This is a genomic window from Streptomyces sp. NPDC057486, assembly GCF_042802415.1.
Classification (GTDB): Bacteria; Actinomycetota; Actinomycetes; order Streptomycetales; family Streptomycetaceae; genus Streptomyces; species Streptomyces yanii.
The window spans coordinates 13,964-35,425 of the sequence record NZ_JBHVEE010000040.1 but is presented as its reverse complement, the minus strand read 5'-3'; the positions used below and the strand labels follow the sequence as shown (position 1 = coordinate 35,425).

Annotated in this window: 22 protein-coding genes; 6 read left to right on the top strand and 16 right to left on the bottom strand. The window is 70.2% G+C overall.

What is annotated here, in order from left to right; all coding sequences use genetic code 11:
* Nucleotides 1-238 precede the first annotated feature (238 nt).
* Nucleotides 239-1,441, top strand: a complete 1,203-nt coding sequence (locus ACFU6I_RS20130; protein WP_384368350.1) for a S8 family serine peptidase — start codon at nucleotides 239-241, stop codon at nucleotides 1,439-1,441.
* Between the two features lie 127 nt (nucleotides 1,442-1,568).
* Entirely contained in the window at nucleotides 1,569-1,952 is a 384-nt protein-coding gene (locus tag ACFU6I_RS20125) for a DUF4440 domain-containing protein (protein ID WP_384368347.1), read from the top strand.
* 26 nt (nucleotides 1,953-1,978) lie between these two features.
* Here the strand turns inward: ACFU6I_RS20125 and ACFU6I_RS20120 are convergent, their stop codons facing one another.
* Complete coding sequence (locus tag ACFU6I_RS20120) at nucleotides 1,979-2,815, bottom strand: ABC transporter ATP-binding protein (RefSeq protein WP_384368344.1); 837 nt, start codon at nucleotides 2,813-2,815, stop codon at nucleotides 1,979-1,981.
* A gap of 14 nt (nucleotides 2,816-2,829) precedes the next feature.
* A complete protein-coding gene (locus tag ACFU6I_RS20115) occupies nucleotides 2,830-3,699 on the bottom strand; it encodes an aldo/keto reductase (RefSeq protein WP_384349296.1) in 870 nt (289 codons plus the stop codon).
* A 294-nt stretch (nucleotides 3,700-3,993) separates the two neighbouring features.
* Between ACFU6I_RS20115 and ACFU6I_RS20110 the strand changes: the two genes are divergently transcribed.
* The 3 genes from ACFU6I_RS20110 (at nucleotide 3,994) to ACFU6I_RS20100 (ending at nucleotide 6,359) form a co-directional block, all read left to right on the top strand.
* Complete coding sequence (locus ACFU6I_RS20110; protein ID WP_384368341.1) at nucleotides 3,994-4,995, top strand: ketopantoate reductase family protein; 1,002 nt, start codon at nucleotides 3,994-3,996, stop codon at nucleotides 4,993-4,995.
* A gap of 78 nt (nucleotides 4,996-5,073) precedes the next feature.
* On the top strand, nucleotides 5,074-5,658 hold the full coding sequence (locus ACFU6I_RS20105) for a TIGR03086 family metal-binding protein (protein WP_384368338.1): 585 nt from the start codon (nucleotides 5,074-5,076) through the stop codon (nucleotides 5,656-5,658).
* Nucleotides 5,659-5,726: 68 nt separating this feature from the next.
* Nucleotides 5,727-6,359, top strand: a complete 633-nt coding sequence (locus ACFU6I_RS20100; RefSeq protein ID WP_384368335.1) for a DsbA family protein — start codon at nucleotides 5,727-5,729, stop codon at nucleotides 6,357-6,359.
* 120 nt (nucleotides 6,360-6,479) lie between these two features.
* Here the strand turns inward: ACFU6I_RS20100 and ACFU6I_RS20095 are convergent, their stop codons facing one another.
* The 14 genes from ACFU6I_RS20095 to ACFU6I_RS20030 form a co-directional block, all read right to left on the bottom strand.
* Nucleotides 6,480-7,244, bottom strand: coding sequence for a sirohydrochlorin chelatase (locus ACFU6I_RS20095; protein ID WP_384368332.1), 765 nt, complete (start codon nucleotides 7,242-7,244; stop codon nucleotides 6,480-6,482).
* Between the two features lie 33 nt (nucleotides 7,245-7,277).
* Nucleotides 7,278-8,198, bottom strand: coding sequence for an ABC transporter permease (locus tag ACFU6I_RS20090; protein WP_384368329.1), 921 nt, complete (start codon nucleotides 8,196-8,198; stop codon nucleotides 7,278-7,280).
* A complete protein-coding gene (locus tag ACFU6I_RS20085; protein WP_384368326.1) occupies nucleotides 8,185-8,976 on the bottom strand; it encodes an ABC transporter ATP-binding protein in 792 nt (263 codons plus the stop codon). The genes ACFU6I_RS20090 and ACFU6I_RS20085 overlap by 14 nt, the downstream gene beginning before the upstream one ends.
* A 40-nt stretch (nucleotides 8,977-9,016) precedes the next feature.
* Nucleotides 9,017-10,132: an ABC transporter substrate-binding protein gene (locus ACFU6I_RS20080; protein WP_384368323.1), complete on the bottom strand. Its 1,116-nt coding sequence runs from the start codon at nucleotides 10,130-10,132 to the stop codon at nucleotides 9,017-9,019.
* A gap of 245 nt (nucleotides 10,133-10,377) precedes the next feature.
* Entirely contained in the window at nucleotides 10,378-11,724 is a 1,347-nt protein-coding gene (locus ACFU6I_RS20075; RefSeq protein WP_384368320.1) for a sulfate adenylyltransferase subunit 1, read from the bottom strand.
* Between the two features lies 1 nt (nucleotide 11,725).
* Nucleotides 11,726-12,661, bottom strand: coding sequence for a sulfate adenylyltransferase subunit CysD (gene cysD, locus ACFU6I_RS20070; RefSeq protein WP_266980093.1), 936 nt, complete (start codon nucleotides 12,659-12,661; stop codon nucleotides 11,726-11,728).
* Nucleotides 12,658-13,203 (bottom strand): adenylyl-sulfate kinase, encoded by a 546-nt coding sequence (cysC, locus tag ACFU6I_RS20065; RefSeq protein WP_030917145.1) that lies wholly within the window; start codon nucleotides 13,201-13,203, stop codon nucleotides 12,658-12,660. Before cysC ends, cysD begins: the two co-directional genes overlap by 4 nt.
* A 33-nt stretch (nucleotides 13,204-13,236) precedes the next feature.
* Entirely contained in the window at nucleotides 13,237-13,953 is a 717-nt protein-coding gene (locus ACFU6I_RS20060) for a phosphoadenylyl-sulfate reductase (protein ID WP_384368317.1), read from the bottom strand.
* Complete coding sequence (locus ACFU6I_RS20055) at nucleotides 13,950-14,129, bottom strand: hypothetical protein (protein WP_384368314.1); 180 nt, start codon at nucleotides 14,127-14,129, stop codon at nucleotides 13,950-13,952. Before ACFU6I_RS20055 ends, ACFU6I_RS20060 begins: the two co-directional genes overlap by 4 nt.
* Complete coding sequence (locus tag ACFU6I_RS20050; protein ID WP_345514005.1) at nucleotides 14,126-15,823, bottom strand: nitrite/sulfite reductase; 1,698 nt, start codon at nucleotides 15,821-15,823, stop codon at nucleotides 14,126-14,128. Before ACFU6I_RS20050 ends, ACFU6I_RS20055 begins: the two co-directional genes overlap by 4 nt.
* Nucleotides 15,824-15,938: 115 nt before the next feature.
* Nucleotides 15,939-16,022: a putative leader peptide gene (locus tag ACFU6I_RS20045; RefSeq protein ID WP_309486338.1), complete on the bottom strand. Its 84-nt coding sequence runs from the start codon at nucleotides 16,020-16,022 to the stop codon at nucleotides 15,939-15,941.
* A gap of 342 nt (nucleotides 16,023-16,364) precedes the next feature.
* Nucleotides 16,365-16,955 (bottom strand): GNAT family N-acetyltransferase, encoded by a 591-nt coding sequence (locus ACFU6I_RS20040; RefSeq protein ID WP_384368311.1) that lies wholly within the window; start codon nucleotides 16,953-16,955, stop codon nucleotides 16,365-16,367.
* Between the two features lie 78 nt (nucleotides 16,956-17,033).
* Entirely contained in the window at nucleotides 17,034-18,275 is a 1,242-nt protein-coding gene (locus tag ACFU6I_RS20035) for a GAF domain-containing protein (protein WP_384368309.1), read from the bottom strand.
* Between the two features lie 291 nt (nucleotides 18,276-18,566).
* Complete coding sequence (locus ACFU6I_RS20030; protein ID WP_384368306.1) at nucleotides 18,567-20,204, bottom strand: acyl-CoA dehydrogenase family protein; 1,638 nt, start codon at nucleotides 20,202-20,204, stop codon at nucleotides 18,567-18,569.
* 17 nt (nucleotides 20,205-20,221) lie between these two features.
* On the opposite strand from ACFU6I_RS20030, the gene ACFU6I_RS20025 reads away from it, so the two are divergent.
* Nucleotides 20,222-21,397, top strand: coding sequence for a YihY/virulence factor BrkB family protein (locus ACFU6I_RS20025; protein ID WP_384368303.1), 1,176 nt, complete (start codon nucleotides 20,222-20,224; stop codon nucleotides 21,395-21,397).
* The last annotated feature ends 65 nt before the right edge of the window (nucleotides 21,398-21,462 follow it).

Genomic DNA, 21,462 nt, shown 5'->3' with positions numbered 1-21,462 from the left:
GGTTTCATTCCCGTCCGGGGACGGCGCAAGCACCCTGTATGTAAAGGTCGTTGGCAGGTTGGGTGCCCGACTTGAAACTGGCTGGCCGGTTCCTTATTACGAAAGGTTGTTGAGTAAGTCACAGCTGCGTGAAGGGGTTGATCTGCGCGCGTCAATGGGTGAGGGTCGAGCCAGCCCCCGGAGATCTTCCGGCCGAGGGCCAATCCCCCCACAAAGAATGACGAGGAGATCCCTCTTCATGGCCATACACAAGCGCGCACGCCGGACCAAGCTCACCGCGGCGATCACCGCCGTCGCCGCAGCCGCCGGAGTCACCCTGTTCGGCACGTCCTTCGCCGGAGCCGCACCCGCCCCGACGATGGGGACGGTCTACGGCGCCGACGCGGCAACCGCCGTCCAGGGCAGCTACATCGTGATGCTGGACCAGAAGGCCGACAAGGCGAAGCTCGCCAAGGAGTACGGCGGCAAGCTGCAGCGCAACTACACCTCCGCCATCAACGGCTTCTCCGCCAGCGGACTTTCGCTGACGGAGGCCAAGCGGCTCGCGGCCGACCCGGCCGTGTCCAAGGTCGTCCAGAACAAGAAGTTCCACATCGACGCCACCCAGGACAACCCGCCGTCCTGGGGTCTCGACCGGATCGATCAGACCGAGACCGCGGGCGACAACGCGTACACCTACCCGGACAGTGCGGGTGAGGGTGTCACGGCGTACGTCATCGACACCGGTGTCAGGATCACGCACAAGGAGTTCGAGGGCCGGGCCACCTCGGGCTTCGACGCCGTGGACAACGACGACAGCGCCGACGACGGCAACGGCCACGGCACCCACGTGGCCGGCACCATCGCCGGTGCGACGTACGGCGTCGCGAAGAAGGCGGAGATCGTCGCCGTCCGCGTCCTCGACGACTCCGGCTCGGGCACCACCGAGCAGGTCGTCGCCGGCATCGACTGGGTCACCGAGCACCACGAGGGCCCGTCCGTCGCCAACATGAGCCTCGGCGGCAGCGCCGACCCGGCTCTGGACGCCGCGGTCCAGAAGGCCATCGCCTCCGGAGTCACCTTCGCGGTGGCCGCCGGAAACGAGTCCGCAGATGCGGGCGAGGGCTCCCCGGCCCGCGTCCCGGAGGCCATCACGGTCGCCTCGTCCACGGTGGACGACGAGCAGTCGTCGTTCTCCAACTACGGCTCGATCGTGGACATCTACGCCCCGGGCTCGGACATCACCTCGTCCTGGAACGACAGCGACGACGGGACGAACACCATCTCCGGCACGTCCATGGCGACCCCGCACGTCGTCGGTGCCGCCGCCGTCTACCTCGCCGGACACCCGGACGCCACCCCGGCGGAGGTCGCCACGGCGCTCACCGACGGCGCCACCCCCGACGCGATCTCCAATGCGACGGAGGGCACGCCGAACAAGCTGCTGAAGGTCGTTGAGTAGCAGACACCACCGAATCGGCGGCCGCCGTGCTCTCCCCCACGGGGCGCGGCGGCCGCGCTGCTCGGGCAGAGCGCCCTATGGTGTGCCCATGACCGGAACACCGTCACCGAACTCGGGGAGATGACACGTGCCTGAGCCGTCGCCCGGTGTCGCCGCGGCCATCGAGGGCGAGCTCAGCCTCCTCGACCCGCTGGTCCGCGCCTCCACCGAACTCCTCGCCCAGGTACTGCACCCGGAGTACCGCGAGATCGACGCCACCGGCCGCTGCTGGAACCGTGACGCGATCATCGCCCTGCTGATCGCCGACGACGCACCACGGCCCGGACCGCTCACCGCGTCCCGGATGCACGGGGTCGAGCTGGCCGACGGACTCGTCCATCTGACCTTCGAGACCGAGTCCAAGGGGCTTCGGGCGCACCGCAGTTCGCTGTGGCGGCTGACCGGCCGGAGCTGGCTGCTCTACTTCCATCAGGCGACGCTCTTCGCCGTCGGGCCCTCCGATGACGAGTGACGGTGCACGAAGGCGCGTGACCGTCCTCAGCCGCGGGGGACACGCTGCGCACGCGCCGTCCACCTGCCGTCCGTGCGGGCGATCCGCACCGGATGTCCGAAGCAGTCGCTGACCCGGCCCGTGGTGAGCACCTCGTCGGCCGGACCCGAGGCCACGGAGCGTCCCGCCCGCAGCAGCATCGCATGTGTGGTGGAGGCGGGCAGCTCCTCCAGATGGTGCGTGACCAGGACCGTCGCCAGCTCCGGATGTTCCTCGCGCAAGGCGTCCAGGGCGTCCAGCAACTGTTCGCGGGCGGCGAGATCCAACCCGGTGGCCGGCTCGTCGAGGAGCAGCAGCCGGGGCTGCGGCATCAGCGCGCGGGCGATGAGCGTACGGCCCCGCTCGCCCTGCGAGAGCGACGGCCAGCGCGAACCGGTCTTCGCCTCCATGCCCAGCATCTTCAGCAACCGGTCGGCCTGCGCCGCCTGTTCGTCGCTCGCGGACCAACGCGGCACCGGCTCGACCGAGTTCGTCAGACCGGTCAGCACCACCTCGCGCACCGACAGCGGTGAGCGCAGCGGATGGCGGGGGTTGACATGCCCCAGCAGGGTCCGCAGTTCCCGCAGGTCGACCCGTCCGATCGTCCGTCCCAGGATCTCCACCGACCCGTCGGTGGGATGGGTGACCGCGCCGAGCAGCCCCAGCAGCGTGCTTTTCCCGGCGCCGTTGGCGCCGAGCAGGGCCCAGTGCTCACCGCTGCGCACGGTCAGCGACACCGAGTCGAGCAGGACGTCGCCGTCCCGGACGAGCCGCACGTCACGGGCCCGGATCACCGGCACCGGCGCGGCGGGAGAGGCAGGGACGGAAGCGGAGGTGATGGTCACCGGCGGGTACTCCTTCATGCGGGGGCGAGCGCCTCCAGGCGGCTCATGTCCTCGGTGGACAGCCGGATCGCCGCAGCCCCGAGGTTCTCCGCCAGATGGACGGGCGAACCCGTGCCCGGGGTCGGGCACAGCACGGGCGAGCGGTGCAGCAGCCAGGCGAGGGCGATCTGCCCGCGGGTGGCACCATGCCGTTCGGCGATACCGGAGAGCGCGGCGGCGGACTCACCGGTCAGGGCGCCGTTCGCCAGCGGGAACCAGGGCAGAAAGGCGAGGCCATGGGTCTCGCAGAGTCTCAGCACCGCGTCCGACGAACGGTCGAGAAGATTGAAGCGGTTCTGCACCGAGGCGATCCCGGTCAGGGAGAGGGCCTCCTGCAGTTGGCCGGCGGTGAGGGTGTCCAGGCCGATGAAACGGATCTTACCCTCCTGCCTCAGCGCGTCCAGGGCCCCGAGCTGCTCGGCGAGGGGCACCTCCGGATCCAGCCGATGCAGCTGATAGAGGTCGATCCGTTCGGTCCGGAGCCGCCGCAGACTGGCCTCGCACATCGCCCGCAGCTGTTCGGGGCGCCCCGCGATGTGCCAGGCGCTGTCGCTGGTCCGCACCACGCCGCCCTTGGTGGCGATCACCGGACCGTCGCGGTACGGGTGGAGTGCTTCGGCGACGAGTTCCTCGGCCAGCTCCGGGCCGTAGTTGTCGGCGGTGTCGATCAGGGTCACGCCGCGCTCCACCGCCTGCCGCAGCACCGCGACGGCATCCTGCCGGGTGCCGCGAGGTCCCCAGTAACCCGGGCCTGTCAGCTGGGCCGTGCCGAAACCGAGCCGCCGCACAGGCAGCTCGCCCCCGAGCAGGAACGAATCATCAAAAGCACGCGAAGCATCGGACACAACGGGGAGACTAGTGCCTTGACCGGCAATGTTTGCCGGGAGGGGCACCAGTACGCTGCCGCGCGATGCCCGTCCCGAGGTACCGAGCGGGAGGCCTCGAGCCCTGCGGCTGATGGAGCCCGTGGCTCGGACCCCGGACGGCACCTCGGCCGAACTGCTCGCGGGAGAGCGCCGAGAGTGCGGGCACAGGGCGTGAGCCGTTCCGGTACCGGGCGCCCTGAACAAGCTCCCGGGCCCGCGCATAGGATCTGACCGCCACCATGTGACGTACGGCCGCACCGAACGGGAGCAGGAATGCGCTACATCATCGTGGGAGCGGGTGCCGTCGGAGGAGCCATCGGGGGACGTCTGGCCGAGGCCGGCCACGACGTCGTCCTCGTGGCGCGCGGCGTGCAGTACGAGGCATTGCGCGAGGGCGGCCTCCGGCTCACCACGCCGGACGGCCCCCGCACCCACCGCCTCCCCGTCGTCGACCGGCCCGAAGCCGTCGATCTGACCCTCGACGACGTCCTCGTACTCGCCGTGAAGACGCAGGACAGCACCGCCGCGCTCGACGCCTGGAGCGCCCGGCCGGTGGCGGGCGGCGGTACCGCCGGCGAGCAACTGCCCCTGGTCTGCGCACAGAACGGTGTGGAGAGCGAACGCCTCGCGCTGCGACGTTTCCAGCACGTGTACGGGATGTGCGTCTGGCTGCCGGCCACCTTCGTCCGGCCCGGTGAGGTGTCCGCGGCCGGCACTCCGCTGACCGGCATCCTGCACCTCGGGCGCTACCCCGCCGGCACGGACGGGACGGCCGAGCGGATCGACGCCGATCTGGAGAAGTCGATGCTGCTCGCCCCGGTCGTGCCGGACGTGATGCGCTGGAAGTACGGCAAGCTCCTGTCCAATCTCGCCAACGCGATCGAGGCGGTCACCGGACTGCTCACCGGGGACGACGCCGTCGCCCTGTTCAAGCGGGCGCTCGCCGAGGGGAAGGCGGTCCTGGAGGCCGCCGGTATCGACGCGGTCGGTCAGGAGGAACAGGCGAAGGCGCGGGGCGGCCGGATCCGCTTCGAACCGTTCGACGGCTCGCCGCGCGACGGCGGTTCGTCCTGGCAGAGCCTCAGCCGCGGTACGGGCACGATCGAGGCGGACTACCTCAATGGCGAGATCGCGCTGCTCGGGCGCCTGCACGGGGTCCCCACACCGGTCAACGACGTGCTGCAGCGCACGGCGAACACGTTCGCGCGTGAGCGGCGGGAGCCCGGATCGATGTCCGTGGCCGAACTCACCGCACTGGTCGACGCCACGTCCTGAGCGAGCCGGACGGTCGGCGCGGGCCGCTGTCGCATTTCTTCAATACGGGCGACGGCGGCCGGCCGTACCGTCCGGTGCATGAAGACCGAGCACGCCCATATGACCGAATGCGCCGTCGAGGCGGCCCGTATCGCCCGTGGCATCAGCGCCGAACAGCTGACCGCGGCCACCACTCCCTGCGGTGACTGGGATCTGCGGGAACTGATCAACCACTGGGTGCTCTACACCTCGCACGGCCTGGAGCACCGCGCCCGGCGCACGCCCCTCCCCGACGAGCTCGTCGCCCGTGACTTCACCGCCGACGCCGACTGGGCCGAGCAGTACGCGGCACAACTGGACCGGGCCGTCGCCGCCTGGTCGGACCCGGCCGTCTGGGAGGGCGAGATCGACCTGGGCCATGCGTCCTCCCCCGCGGCCGAGATCGCCGCGATGCTCATCGAGGAGACGGCTCTGCACAGTTGGGACGTGGCCCGCGCGACCGGTCAGGAACTCAAGCTCTCCGAAGGGGCTGCCGCGTACATCCTCTGCGTCATCGACGGGTCCGCCGAGCTCTACCGGCAGTACGGCGGCTTCGCCGACGAGGTCGACGTGCCCGGATCGGCGCCCGCCCTCGCGCGCGCACTGGCCCGCAGCGGACGCGATCCGCAGTGGACCGCGGCCTGAAAGTGGCCCACTGGAAGTGGTGATGATTGGCCCGTTGTCGTACGCCATTGACTGGCTACGCTCGGGCCATGACCACTCATCGGAATCACGCTACCGACCGGGCCGTCGTCGACTTCTACTTCGACCCGGCCTGCCCGTTCGCCTGGATCACCTCCCGCTGGATGCTGGAGGTGGAGCAGCAGCGCGACATCGAGCTCCGCTTCCACGTCATGAGCCTCCATCTGCACAACACCGGCAACGAACTGCCCGACTGGTACCGGGAACTGGTCGACAAGTCGATCGGTCCGGTACGGGTCGCGGTCGCCGCGGCGGCCGAGCACGGCGACGGCGTGCTCCGGGACCTCTACACCGCCTTCGGCACCCGCATCCACCAGCAGAAGAACGAGGACTTCGACGAGGTGATCGTCGAATCCCTCGCCGAGCTCGGCCTGCCCGCCGCGCTCGCCGCTGCCGCGCACGCGGAGAGCTATGACGAAGCACTGCGACGCAGCCATGACGCGGGCAAGGACCCGGAGGCGGACGGCTATGTCGGCACGCCGACGATCCATGTCGACGGCACGGTGTGGTTCGGCCCGGTGCTGCGCGCAGCACCGCGCGGCGAGGAGGCGGGCAGGCTCTTCGACAGCTTCCGGGTGCTGGCCGGATACCCGGACTTCTTCGAGCTCAAGCGCACCCGCACCGGCAGCCTCGACGTCGGCTGACCGCCCGTACCCCTCCGGGACCGCGGAGGGCACTTCTCATGGCGCTCCGGGCGCGGAGCCCGCCTCCCCGCGCCGGATCGCGGTCGGCAGTCGGCAGACGAAGGGGGTCCCGCATCGCTGTCAGGCGGTGAGCGCCGCCACGCGCGGCACACACGCCTCGTCGTAGCGGCGCAGCAGCAGCCGCGCCAGCTCCCGCGAAGGACCGAGCACGTCGGCCAGTACATCCGCCCCCGCCTCCCGGGCGCCCGCGGCGATACGGTCGGGGAGGCGGCCGGGCGCGATGACGTACGGGGCCACGGCGACGCGGTCGACGCCGGAGGCCCGCAGCGCCCGTACCGTGTCCTCGGTGCGGGGGAACCCTGCGGGAGATGCAGCGGAGGCGAACGCAGGCCGCACGGCGCACCAACCGGTGTGCCGCAGCTCCCGCGCGATTTCAGCGATCACTGCGATCGCCTCCGGGTCCGTGGAGCCCGCCGAGGTCAGGACGAGCCCGGTCGAGCTTCGGTCGCCGGGGGAGACCCCGGCTTCGTACAGCCGCCGTTCCAGGGCGGAGTTCAGCAGCGGCGAAGGGCCGAGCACCTCCGCCTGCCGGATCCGCAGCCGCGGCAGCCGGGTCTGTGCCTCGTGCAGCACGGCGGGGATGTCGGTCTTGGCGTGGAAGGCCCGGGTCAGCAGCAGCGGAAGGGCCACCACCTCGCCGGCGCCTTCCGCGGCCAGCCGCTCCAGCACCCGCGGCACGGCCGGGGCGTTGAATTCCAGGAAGCCGGTCTCCACGCGCAGTCCGGGGCGCGTCGCCCGGACCCGCGCGGTGAGCGCGTGCACGGTCGCCGCGTGCCGCGGATCGCGGCTGCCGTGGGCGATGACGAGAAGAACGGGGGAAGCCATGACGGTACTCGGTTCCTGGTTCGGTTTCGTGGATCAGCGACTGACGAGGAGACCGCGGCTGCGCAGCACCCACCGTTCCAGCGGGCTGAAGATCAGCAGGTCGATGGCGATGCCGACGATCAGGATCAGGAAGATGGCGAGGAACACCATCGACATGCTGCTGGTCTCGCGGCCCTGCTCCAGCAACTGCCCCAGACCCACGCCCAGATCGGGCGACGAGGCGATGATCTCGGCTGCCATCAGCGAGCGCCAGGAGAACGCCCAGCCCTGCTTCAGACCCGCCAGATAGCCGGGCAGCGAGGCGGGCAGCACGATGTGCCAGGTGCCGCGCAGCCCGGTGGCGCCCAGTGTCTGTCCGGCCCGCAGGTGCAGCGGTGGGATCTGGTCGACACCGGCGACGAGACCGTTGGCTATCGACGGGACGGCGCCCAGCAGGATCACCGCGTACATCATCCTGTCGTCGAGGCCCAGCCAGATCACCGCGGGCGGCACCCACGCCACCGACGGCAGCGACTGCAGACCGGACAGCACCGGGCCGATGGCCGCGCGCACCACCTTCACGCGCGCCACCAGCAGCCCGAGCGGGGTACCGATGACGAGCGCCAGCAGGAAGCCGAGCAGGCCGCGCGAGACGCTCGTCCAGATGTAGTCGAGCAAGGTGCCCTGCGCCCACGCGTTGGTCACCTCGCCCCAGACCTGCGACGGCGACGGCAGCTTGTAGTCGTCGGTGACCTTCGCCCAGATGAGGATCTGCCAGACGACGAGCACCAGCGCGACGGCCACGACCGGCGGCAGAACCTTCCGCACCAGCACCTGGCGCACCGGGGTCCGGCTCACCCGCACCGCGTCGAGCGCGTCGAGCCCCGCCTCCAGCCCGGCCAGGTCCTGGGCGGCGGCCTTGACGGAGCCGGACGAGGCGGTGCCGTCCTCGGCGGTGGTGTCAGTGCTGGCCATGTCGGCGGATCTCCCCACGCAGTTGTTCGGTGATCTCGACGGACAGCTCCGCCACCGCGGTGTCCTCGATGCGGCGCGGCTGGTCGATGCCGACCGCCCACTCCCGGGCGATCCGGCCCGGCCGCGACGACAGCAGGACGACCCGCTGGGCGAGCCGGACCGCCTCCCGCACGTTGTGCGTGACGAAGAGGACCGAGACGTTCGTCTCGCGCCAGATCCGGGTCAGCTCGTCGTGCAGTACATCCCGGGTGATGGCGTCGAGAGCGGCGAACGGCTCGTCCATCAGCAGCAGTTGACTGTCCTGGGCGAGCGCGCGGGCCATCGCCACCCGCTGCCGCATGCCGCCCGAGAGTTCGTGCACCCGCTTCCCGTACGCCCCGCCGAGCCGCACGAGTTCGAGCAGCCGCTCCGCCTCCCGGCGGCGGTCGGACTTGGGTACGCCGCGCAGCCGAAGCGCGAGTTCGATGTTCTTGCCCGCGGTCAGCCAGGGGAAGAGGGCGTGCTCCTGGAACATCAGGGCCGGCCGCCCGCCGGGGGTCTCGATGGACCCCGCGGTCGGGCGGTCGAGTCCGGCCACCAGGTTGAGCAGTGTCGATTTACCGCAGCCGGAAGCTCCCAGGAGGGTGACGAACTCGCCGGGGGCGACATCGAGCGTGATGTCGTCCAGGACGAGTTGCTGTCCCTCCGGTCCGCCGAAGGACTTCGAGACGTGGTCGATACGGGCGGCGTGCCCGACCGCCGTACGGTCCTCGGCCTTGGTGAGCGTGGTCGTCGCCATGGTCGTCACCTCCTGGGAGATCCTGGAACGGTCGGGTGGCTTACTTGACGCCGAGACCGGCGTCGGCGACCTCGGGCTTGCCCGCGGCCTTGAGGATCTTGTTCAGCGGCTTCAGGTCGTAGATGCCCGTCAGGTCCGTCTGCTCCAGCAGGCCCGCCTTCACCGCGTGCTTGGCCTCCGTGTCGAGCGTGGCCGCCAGCGGGTCATCGGTGAACTGGATCGACTTCCACGCCGGGTCGAGGACCTCGGCCGGCAGCTCCTTGCCGGACAACTCCTTGAGCGCCGTGTTGGCGGACGCCTTCGCCTCGTCCGGGTTGGCGTTGATCCACGCGTTGGTGTTGACCGAACCGCGCAGTACCGCCTCGACGACGTCCGGGTGCTCCGTGAGGAACTTCTGCGACACGATGATGTTCGTGATCACGAACTTCTTGTCCGGCCAGAGTGTCGACTCGTCGAGGAGCACCTTCGCGCCCTGCGCGACCAGCTTGGATGCGGTCGGCTCAGGAACCCAGGCGCCGTCGATGGAACCGGACTTGTAGGCGTCCGGGGTCACCTTGTTGTCCGTGCGGACCACGGAGACGTCGCCCTTGCCGCTCTGGGCGTCGACCTTCCAGCCCTTCTCGGAGATCCAGTTGAGGAACGCCACGTCCTGGGTGTTGCCGAGCTGCGGGGTGGCGATCTTCTTGCCCTTGAGGTCGTCCAGGCTCTTGATCTTCTTCGGGTCGACGACCAGCTTCACACCACCGGACGCCGCACCGCCGATGATCCGCAGGCTCTTGCCCTTGGACTTGGTGAAGCCGTTGATGGAAGGGGAGGGGCCGATGAAGCCGATGTCGATCGAACCGGCGTTGAGCGCCTCGATCTCGGACGGGCCCGCGTTGAACGTCGACGGCTTGACCGTCGTGCCCCCGAGCTCCTTGGCGATGATGCCTTCCTGGATGCCGACCAGGGCGGTGGCGTGCGTGAGGTTCGGGAAATAGCCGATCTTCACGGTGTCCGCGGAGAGCTTCTTGCCGTCGGCGGAGACGTTCGCCTTCTTGGCGTCGTCGTCCTTCGCCGCGGCGCCGTAGCCGCAGGCGGTGAGCGCAACGGCGAGCAGCGGCAGGGCGGCGGAAGCGGCGAGGCCGCGGCGCAGGGTGGTACGGGTGGCAGGCACGGGAGGCTTTCCTCTCGTTGGCCCGGTGCTCACGTCCCTCGATCGGTTACGGGGACGCAGCCGGGAAGTCGGCATGTCTTCGTCTGAACTGGCGGTGCAGGCGGTGCGGCTGGTGCAAGCGGGCGCGCAGGCAGTGCGCGTACGTCATCACGCACATCGCGCAACCCCGCCCTGGCCGCTGCCGAGGGCGCCGCTGCCGATGCGGCCGCCCTCCTTCGCGAACGTCGCGTAGATGTCGACAACCATCAGAAGTCCCATTCGGCGTCGTCGTCGGCGGCGTCGGCCTCGGTCTGGGCCTCGGCGGCGAACGAGGCGCCTGCCATGCCGGCCGTCAGCGTGGTGCCGTCCGCCGGGTCGATCAGCAGGAACGAGCCGGTGCGCCGGGAGTCCGCGTACGCGTCCAGCGCGAGCGGCTCGGCGGTACGGACGACGACCCGGCCGATGTCGTTGGCGACGAGCCGGCCGGGCGCCGGGTGCTGCGAGAGGTCGTCCAGCGTCAGCCGCGACGGGATGTCCTTGACGATCGCCTTGACCGTGCGGGTGGTGTGCTTGAGCAGCACCCGCTGGCCGACCACGAGCGGCTGGTCCGCGACGTGGCAGACGGTTGCCTCGACGTCCTGGGTGACCGCCGGCGCGTCGTCGGCCGGTGCGATGAGGTCACCGCGCGAGACGTCGATGTCGTCGGCGAGCCGGATGGTCACCGACTGGGGAGCCCAGGCGATGTCGACGCTCTCGCCGAGCGCGTCGATCCCGGCGATCGTCGACGTGCGGCCCGAGGGCAGGACCGTGACGGCCTCGCCCACGCGGAACGCACCGGCGGCGATCTGGCCCGCGTAGCCCCGGTAGTCGGGGTGCTCGGCGGTCTGCGGCCGGATCACGTACTGGACGGGGAAGCGTGCGTGGCAGCCGGTGAGGTCGTGGCTGACCGGCACCGTCTCCAGATGTTCGAGGACCGTCGGGCCGCCGTACCAGTCCATGTGCGCGGACGGCTCCACGACGTTGTCTCCCGCGAGCGCGGAGATCGGGATCGCGGTGATTTCCGGGACGCCGAGCGAGGCGGCGTACGCGGTGAACTCCTTGGCGATGGCGGCGAATACGGGCTCCGCGTAGTCGACCAGGTCCATCTTGTTGACGGCCAGGACCACGTGCGGCACCCGCAGCAGCGCGGCGACGGCGGCGTGCCGGCGGGTCTGCTCGACGACACCGTTGCGGGCGTCCACCAGGACGACGGCCAACTCGGCCGTCGAGGCCCCCGTCACCATGTTCCGGGTGTACTGCACATGCCCCGGGGTGTCGGCAAGGATGAACCGTCGGCGCGGCGTGGCGAAGTAGCGGTAGGCGACATCGATGGTGATGCCCTGCTCGCGCTCGGCCCGCAGTCCGTCGGTCAGCAGCGCCAGGTCCGGCGCCTCCTGGCCCCGGCTGCGCGAGGCGTGCTCGACGGCCTCGAGCTGGTCGGTGAGGACCGACTTGGAGTCGTGCAGAAGGCGTCCGACGAGGGTGGACTTGCCGTCGTCGACGGACCCCGCGGTGGCGAACCGCAGCAGGGTCGTGGTCGACAACTGCTCTGCGTGCTGGGTGAGTGCGGACATCTTAGAAGTACCCCTCGCGCTTGCGGTCTTCCATCGCGGCCTCGGACATCTTGTCGTCGGCGCGCGTCGCGCCCCGCTCGGTGAGCCGGGAGGCGGCGATCTCGGTGATCACGGCGGCGAGCGTCGTGGCGTCCGAGTCGACCGCGCCGGTGCAGGACATGTCGCCGACGGTGCGGTAGCGCACCTGCCGGGTCTCGACCCGCTCGCCCTCCTTGGGGCCGCCCCAGTCACCGGCGGTCAGCCACATCCCGGAGCGGTTGAAGACCTCCCGCTCGTGGGCGAAGTAGATCTCCGGAAGCTCGATGCCCTCACGCTCGATGTACTGCCAGACGTCGAGCTCGGTCCAGTTGGAGATCGGGAAGACCCGGACGTGCTCGCCGGGGGCGTGGCGGCCGTTGTACAGCTGCCACAGCTCGGGACGCTGGCGGCGCGGGTCCCACTGGGAGAACTCGTCGCGCAGCGAGAAGACCCGCTCCTTGGCGCGTGCCTTCTCCTCGTCACGGCGGCCGCCGCCGAACACGGCGTCGAAGCGGTGCTCCTGGATCGCCTCGGTCAGCGGCACGGTCTGCAGCGGGTTGCGGGTGCCGTCCGGGCGCTCGCGGAGCTTCCCGGCGTCGATGTACTCCTGCACGGAGGCGACGTGCAGCCGCAGCCCGTGCTCGGCGACCGTGCGGTCGCGGTAGTCGAGGACCTCGGGGAAGTTGTGCCCGGTGTCGACGTGCAGCAGCGTGAACGGCACCGGTGCCGGCGCGAACGCCTTGAGCGCCAGGTGCAGCATCAGGATCGAGTCCTTGCCGCCGGAGAACAGGATCACCGGTCGCTCGAACTCTCCCGCCACCTCACGGAAGATGTGCACCGCCTCGGACTCCAGGGAGTCCAGGTGGCTGAGTGCGTACGGATTGTCGGTACCTTCCGACACAGTCGCGACGGTCGTCACGCTGCACCCCTCTCGCTCAGCAGCGCGTACAGCTCCGCCGCGGACTCCTGCACGGTCTGCTGGTGCGACTCGATCCGCAGGTCCGGCGATTCGGGCGCCTCGTACGGGTCGTCGACCCCGGTGAGTCCGCTGATCTCGCCCGCCGCCTGCTTGGCGTAGAGGCCCTTCACATCACGTACGGAGCACACCTCGACCGGAGTCGCGACATGCACCTCCAGGTACGCGGTGCCCTCCGCCTGGTGACGCTTGCGTACCGCGTCCCGGCTGTCCGCGTACGGGGCGATGACCGGGACCAGCACCTTCACGCCGTTGGCCGCCAGCAGTTCGGCGACGAAGCCGATCCGCTGGACGTTGGTGTGGCGGTCCTCGCGGGAGAAGCCGAGACCCGCGGAGAGGAACTCCCGGATCTCGTCGCCGTCGAGCACCTCCACGCGGTGGCCCTCGCCGCGCAGCCGCCCGGCGAGTTCGTACGCGATGGTGGTCTTGCCCGCGCTCGGCAGACCGGTCAGCCAGATGGTGGCACCCGTCTCCGTCACGCTCATCGGTATCTCCTGATCAGTCGTCATCAGTCGTCATCAGTCGTGCAGCCCGCACTCGGTCTTGCCCCGGCCGGCCCAGCGTCCGGCGCGTGCGTCCTCGCCCTCCAGCACCCGGCGGGTGCACGGCCTACAGCCCACGGAGGCGTATCCGTCCATCAGCAGCGGGTTGGTGAGAACGCCGTGTTCCGCCACGTACGCGTCGACGTCGTCCTGCGTCCAGCGGGCGATCGGCGAGATCTTGACCTTCTGCCGCTTCTCGTCCCAGCCGACGACCGGGGTGTTCGCCCGGGTCGGGGACTCGTCGCGGCGCAGCCCTGTCGCCCAGGCCGTGTACGACGTCAGACCCTCCTCGAGGGGCTTGACCTTGCGCAGCTTGCAGCACAGATCGGGGTCCCGGTCGTGCAGCTTCGGCCCGTACTCGGCGTCCTGCTCGGCCACCGTCTGCCGCGGGGTGAGCGTGATGACGTTGACGTCCATCACGGCCTCGACGGCGTCACGCGTGCCGATCGTCTCCTCGAAGTGGTAACCGGTGTCGAGGAAGACCACGTCGACACCCGGGAGGACGCGGGACGCGAGGTGCGCCACGACCGCGTCCTCCATCGAGGAGGTGACACAGAACCGCTTGCCGAAGGTGTCGGCGGCCCACTGCAGGATCTCCGGCGCGGAGGCGTCCTCGAGTTCCCGGCCCGCCCGCTCGGCCAGCTCCCTGAGCTCCTCGGCCCCGAGCCGTCCGGTCTGCAGAGTCTCCGTCATATCCCGTCCCCTTCGACGTCGTTGCGCTGCAGTCCCCGGGTCAGCAGGCCCAGAAACCCCAACCGGAACGCGCGGTTGCAGGAAGCACATTCCCAGGCGCCGTGCCCGGTCTCGTGCGGGCGCAGGTCCTCGTCGCCGCAGTACGGGCAGTAGAACGGTGCGGCGCGCTCGCTCATGACAGTGACTCCGCACTGGCCCGCGCCGCCCAGGTCGCGAACCGCTCGCCGTCCTCACGCTCCGCCTGGAATCGGCCCAGCACCCGCTCGACGTAGTCGGGCAGCTCGGCGGAAGTGACCTTCAGGCCACGGACCTTGCGGCCGAAGCCGGCCTCCAGGCCCAGTGCGCCACCGAGGTGCACCTGGTAACCCTCGACCTGGTTGCCGTCTGCGTCCAGGACGAGCTGACCCTTGAGGCCGATGTCCGCGGTCTGGATGCGGGCGCAGGCATTGGGGCAGCCGTTGATGTTGATGGTGAGCGGCTCGTCGAACTCCGGCATGCGGCGCTCCAGTTCGTCGATCAGCGAGGCACCGCGTGCCTTCGTCTCGACGATCGCCAGCTTGCAGAACTCGATGCCGGTGCAGGCCATCGTGCCGCGCCGGAAGGGCGAGGGCTTCACCTGGAAGTCGAGCGCCTCGAGTCCCGTGACCAAGGAGTCCACCTGGTCCTGCTCGACGTCGAGGATGAGCATCTTCTGCTCGACGGTGGTGCGCAGCCGGTCCGAGCCGTGTGCGGCCGCCAGGTCGGCGATCTTGGCCAGCGTGGAGCCGTCCACCCGGCCGACCCGGGGCGCGAACCCGACGTAGAAACGTCCGTCCTGCTGCTGGTGGACACCCACGTGGTCGCGCCAGCGGCTGCTCGGCTGCTCGGGGGCGGGCCCGTCGATCAGCGGGCGCTCGAGGTACTCGTCCTCCAGTACCTGGCGGAACTTCGCCGGGCCCCAGTCGGCCATCAGGAACTTCAGACGGGCGCGGGTACGCAGCCGCCGGTAGCCGTAGTCACGGAAGATCCCCACCACACCGGCCCAGACGTCCGGGACCTCGTCCAACGGCACCCAGGCGCCCAGGCGTTCGGCGAGCCGCGGGTTGGTGGAGAGCCCGCCACCGACCCAGACGTCGAAACCCGGACCGTGCTCGGGGTGGACCACGCCGACGAACGCGATGTCGTTGATCTCGTGGACCACGTCCTGCACCGGTGAGCCGGAGATCGCGGTCTTGAACTTGCGCGGCAGGTTGGAGAATTCCTTGTTGCCGATGTACCGGTCGTGGATCTCGTCGACCGCGGGCGTGCCGTCGATGATCTCGTCGGCGGCGATCCCCGCCACCGGCGAACCGATGATCACACGCGGGCAGTCGCCGCATGCCTCGGTGGTGGAGAGCCCGACGGCCTCCAGCTTCTCCCAGATCGCCGGGACGTCCTCGATGCGGATCCAGTGCAGCTGGATGTTCTGCCGGTCGGTGATGTCCGCGGTGCCGCGTGCGTACTCCTGCGAGATCTCGCCGATGACGCGCAGCTGCGCGGTGGTCAGCCGGCCGCCGTCGATCCGGACCCGCAGCATGAAGTACTTGTCGTCCAGCTCCTCGGGCTCCAGGATCGCGGTCTTGCCGCCGTCGATCCCCGGCTTGCGCTGGGTGTAGAGACCCCACCAGCGCATGCGCCCGCGAAGATCGTTGGGGTCGATCGAGTCGAATCCGCGCTTGGAGTAGATCGTCTCAATGCGTGTCCGCACATTGAGACCGTCGTCGTCCTTCTTGAACTGCTCATTGCCGTTGAGCGGAGTGTGGTGTCCCACGGCCCACTGGCCCTCGCCACGGTGGCGTCCGGCCTTGCGGCGGGGCGTGGTGGTCGCAGGCTGTTCCGGGGTGGCGGCCATGACAGTACGTCCTTCGGGACTGCGGGAGGGCGGCTCTGAACTGCACACTCGCGCTGAGGCGCGGCGGTGCGCAGGAGTTGCAGAGAAAAGGGGAACGCGGCGGGTGCTGGGACTCTCAGCTCGCCGGACAGATGGCGCTGGACATGCGGCCGAGGTCGACGTGGCGTCGACTCACCAAGGCAATCCCAGTTCCAGACATGACGGAAGCGTGTCACGCGCATCTCGGAGCAGTCCACCACTATCCATGATGTGGACGAGACTGTCCCGAAAGATGAGATGATGTGGTGTCGGTCACGCCGGGGCGGAGGCGTTCCGATCCGAATGGGCCGCTAGCTCCCGGTGTGTCCGTATGGGGGTCCGGTCGGATCGCCGCCCCCGGGCGGCCGCAGGCACCGGCAAACGCGCGGCGATCCGGCGCGGCGGCTCGCGCGGCGGGGCGCAACAGGGGGCCACGCTCCGCGGACGGCCTGGCCGCGGTCCCCGGACGGCCTGGCCGCGGTCCGGGGACGGCCCCTCGGCGCGCACGGCGCCGGCCCGACTCCTACCGCTGCGCCCCCGGCCAAGGCCCCGGCGTGGCCACGTCCGGCTCCAGCTCCACCTTCGTGTCGAAGAGCCGGAACCCGCGCCGGAGGTAGTTGTCCATCGCGTGCGGGCCGTCCTTGGAGCAGGTGTGCAGCCACACCCGCTTCGTCGGCGTCCGCTCCGGCCAGCGCTCCGCCAGGTCCCAGGCGCGCGCGGCCCCGTAGGCGAGCAGATGGCCCCCGATCCGGCGGCCGCGGAACGCCGGGATCAGTCCGAAGTACATGATCTCGACGACGCCGTCGTCCTGCGGGTCCAGTTCGATGTACCCGGCCGGGGTCCCGTTCTCGTACGCCACCCAGGTCTCCGCGCCGGGCCGGTCCAGCGCCTCCCGCCACTGTGCGTACGTCATCGAGAGCCGGTCGGTCCACTGGATGTCACCCCCGACCGCCGTGTACAGGAACCGGCTGAACTCGGGCAGCGGCACCGCCGACCGTACGATCCGGATGTCGCCCTCGGGGGCTGCGGCGGGCCGCAGGTCGTCGGGGGAGGTCTGTTCCAGGGACCAGACGGTCACCTCGGTGGCGGCAGCTGTGGGTTCCGTGTTGCTCATGGCTGTCAGGGAACCATGCCGTGCAGCTTTGGCCAAAGCCTGCCCCCCGGTACGCACTGGAGCATTCCGGTTCTCAGGTCACCCCGTCGGACGGGCCCTGACCACCACCGGAGCCGTCGAGCGCGGCAGCAGATCGCCCGGATGCTCCGGGTGGATCACCTCCACCTCGACGCCCTCGCCGAAACGGTACGGGCGGTGCGCCAGCACCTCGGCCAAGTGGCGCCGCATCCGCGAGATCTCGGCCCGGACCGTCACGGTGCGGGTCGCATCGCCGAAGATGTCCTCCGCCAGCTCGGACGCCGTCCGCCCCTCGCGGTGCAGCGCCAGCGTGTACAGCAGCTCGGCATGGCGCGGTGAGAGCCGCTGGGTCCAGGTGCCGACCGGGCCCACCACATTGACCGCGAGGCCGCGCGGCCGGCTCAGGTCGAGGACCACCCGGCGCGGCGGACCATCCGACGGGCCGTCCGCCACCTGCACGAGCCAGCCGCTGAGCAGTGGCTCCACCCGGCACATGCCGAGCGACGGCAGCCACACCCGGCCCGGCTGCAGCGACTTCGGCAGGGGCAGCCGGTCCACCGGCGGCATCCCGGTGACCGCCGCCAGCCAGCCCTGCGCGTCCACCGCCATCGCCCGGCCGCCCAGCCGGGCGAGCAGCGGCGCGGCCACCGACCGCAGCCGGTCGATCGCGATCAGATGCCGGTTCCGGATCTCGCTCTCGGCGAGCCGGGCCACCGAACCGACCAGGGCGAGCGTCGTCGGATGGTAGGTGGACGCGGGCCCGCTGACGTCGACGATGCCCATCATCCGGCCGTCCCGCGGGTCACGGACCGGGGCCGCCGCGCACGTCCAGGTGTGCAGGCTGTGGACGAAGTGTTCGGACGAGTGGACCTGTACCGGGGCGCGCCCGGCGATTGCCGTACCGATCGCATTCGTGCCCGTGTCGGCCTCGGACCAGGCGGCACCCTCCTCCAGGCAGATGCCGTCGGCCCGGCGCAGCACCCCCGGATTGCCCTCCCGCCACAGCACCCGGCCCTCGACATCGGCGACGACCATGATCTGCTGCGCGGCGTCGGCGACGGAGACCAGCCCTTCGCTGAGCAGCGGCATCACCTCACCCAGCGCCGAACTCCGGCGTCGGTGCTCGATCTCGTCGAGATCCAGCAGCACGCTCTCCGTGGACTGCTCCGGATCGATGCCCCTGCGCAGCACCCGCTCCCACGAGGCACCGATCTCGGCCCGCGGCGCGACCGGCATCCGGTCGCCCGCCGGCCTCGTCTCCCGGGCCCTGTGGAGATGGCGCGTGGCCCGGTCCGAGTCCATGGCCGTCAGCCTTGTCAGCTCGGCAGCATGTGTCTCCACTGTCGAAATCCCCCCAGACACGAGGGCCGTGTCGGCGGCCCACGGGGCCCATCCTGCCGTTGTGGGGTTCCCGATACCGCGCACTCCACACAATGGTTGCAACCCTTTGCAACTCTGGCGCGGACCCACAGGTGCGTACGAGAGTGGCGTATCACCGCACGGCGGAGCCTGTGCCCTGTTGTTCGGTGTGCACAGCATGGAGGGTGGTGCCGTGTCGGCGCAGCACCACCCTCCGTCGCTGTTCCGGGCGGATCAGTGCGCGACGGGCCGCGCTCGCTCCACGATCGATGCCAGGTCCAGACTGTGCGGCAGCGTCCCGAACGCGGCGCCCCAGTCCCCGCCCAGCCGCGAGGCACAGAACGCGTCGGCGACCTCCGGCGGCGCCCAGCGGACCAGCAGCGACCCCTGCAGTACCAGCGCCATCCGTTCGACGAGCCGACGGGCCCGCGCCTCGATCCCGTTCAGATCGGCGAGCTCGGTCAGCATGCCCTTGATCGCTCCGTCCAGCCGGTGATCGGCACCACGCGCCCTGCCGACCTCCTGGAGGAACGCGTTCAGGGCCTGGGGTTCACGCTGCAGCGCCCGCAGGACGTCCAGGGCCTGTACGTTCCCGGAGCCCTCCCAGATCGAGTTGAGCGGCGCCTCGCGCAGCAGCCGCGGCATCCCGGACTCCTCGACGTAACCGTTGCCGCCCAGGCATTCCAGCGCCTCGCCCACCATGGGTGTGCACCGCTTCGTCACCCAGTACTTCGCCGTGGGCACCGCGATCCGCAGGAATGCGGCCTCCGCCTCCGTACCGGCGTCGTACGCGGCGGCCAGCCGCAGTGCCAGCACCGTCGCCGCCTCGGACTCCAGCGCCAGATCGGCCAGGACGTTCCGCATCAGCGGCTTCTCGATCAGCACCCCGCCGAACGTGCTGCGATACGTGCAGTGGTGGATAGCCTGCGCCACCGCCTGCCGCATCAGCGCCGCCGACCCGGTCACACAGTCCAGCCGGGTCGCCGCCACCATCTCGATGATGGTGCGGACCCCACGTCCCTCCTCGCCGACCCGGCGTGCCCACGTCCCGTCGAACTCGACCTCACTCGACGCGTTGGACCGGTTGCCCAGCTTGTCCTTGAGGCGCTGGATCGCGAACACGTTACGGGTGCCGTCGGGCAGCACCCGGGGCAGCAGGAAGCACGTCAGCCCGCCTGGTGCCTGCGCCAGTACCAGGAAACCGTCGGACATCGGCGCCGAACAGAACCACTTGTGCCCGGTGAGCAGATACTCGCCGTCGGTGGACAGCGGCTCGGCCCGTGTCGTGTTGGACCGCACATCGGTGCCGCCCTGCTTCTCCGTCATGCCCATCCCGAAGAGCACACCGGCCTTCTGCGCGGCGGGGCGGAGCTCCCGCTCGTACACCGACGACGTCAGTCGCGGCTCCCACTCGGCGGCCAGCACCGGATCGGTCCGCAGCGCGGGCACCGCCGCGTGCGTCATCGACAGCGGGCAGCCGTGCCCGGCCTCGGCCTGCGTCCACACGAGGAACCCGGCCGCGCGACGCACATGACCGCCCGGTCGGTCCCAGGCATCGGTCAGCCGCGCGCCGACCGCGTGCCCCAGCAGCCGGTGATAGGCGGGATGGAACTCCACCTCGTCGATGCGATGCCCGTAACGGTCATGAGTGCGCAGTTTCGGCGCATACTCGTTCGCCAGCGCACCCCACTCCTGGGCCTGTGCCGACCCCGCGGACCGGCCCAGCTCGGTGAGCTCGTTCCGTGCGTCGTCGAGCAGCTCGGGCGCGAGATGCCGCTCCACGGCCTCGGTGAGTGCGCGGTCGGCCGCGAAGACGTCGTAGCCGACCAGCGGCGGGACCTGATTGGACACGGTGTGGGTGGTGGCTGCCATGCCGCTACGGTAAAGATGTGCAGGCAGCAAATGAAACACCCGAGCGGCCACCGGGTCGGCTCCACCGGGCCCGAGTCCTCTACCGCAACGTATCCAAGCGGCAGATGGTCTGGCAGTTGCTCAAGGACACCGTCAACTCGTGCATGGAGTACCGCATTCTGGGGCTCGCGGCCGAGGCGGCGTTCTTCACCCTGCTGTCCCTGCCGCCACTGCTGCTCGGACTCATCGGACTGCTCGGTTACGTCGATGCGTGGACGAACACCACCACGGTCGCGTCCATCGAGAGCAACATCCTCAACGCCGCGCAGACGGTCCTGTCCCAGCGGGGCGTCAACGACTTCGCGAAACCGCTCCTGGCGGACGTCACGACCGGTGCCCGGCCCGATGTCATCTCGATCGGTTTCGCGATCGCGCTCTGGTCGGGGTCCCGCGCCGTGAACGTCTTCATCGACACGATCACCGTGATGTACGGCCTCGACGGCCAGCGAGGCATCGTCAAGACGCGGCTGCTCTCCTTCCTGCTGTACATCGTCGCGCTGCTGCTCGGCGCGGTCGTACTGCCGCTGCTCGTGGTGGGCCCCGACCGGGTCGTGGAGTTCGTCCCGTGGGGCACGGAAGTCATCAGCGTCCTGTACTGGCCGCTGGTGATCGTGCTGTCGATCGCGTTCCTGACGACGCTCTACCACGTGTCCGTGCCGGTCCGGTCGCCCTGGATGGAGGACGTACCGGGCGCGCTCGTGGCGCTCGCCATGTGGGTGGTCGGCAGCTTCGTGCTGCGGATCTATCTGACCAGTACGGTCGAGGGGCCGACGATCTACGGGTCGCTGGCCGCCCCCATCGCCGTGCTGCTGTGGATCGGTATCTCCGCGTTCGCGGTACTGGTGGGGGCGGCGGTCAACGCCGCCATCGACCGGGTGTGGCCGTCGGTGGCGACGGCGGCGGCACGCGCGGCCAACGACCGGGCGCGGGCCGCCCAGGCCGCGGAGTTGGTGGCGCGGACACAGGCGGATTGCGACGAGGACGGTGACAGTCCCTATATGCCGTCCGAGTTCCCGGAGCGGTGGTCGCGATTCCTGCCGCCGGACGATGTGAAGTCCCGGCTGCTGCAGCCGAGGGGCGAGAAGGACATGGCCAAGGACCCGGCCAAGGAGGCGGAGCAGGGGACGAAGCGGTCCCGGGAGTCCCATTCCTGAGGGCTGTCCCGTAATCCCCGGTGGATCAGCGCGCGGCGTCGGGTGCGGTGCATCGCAAGGCGGAG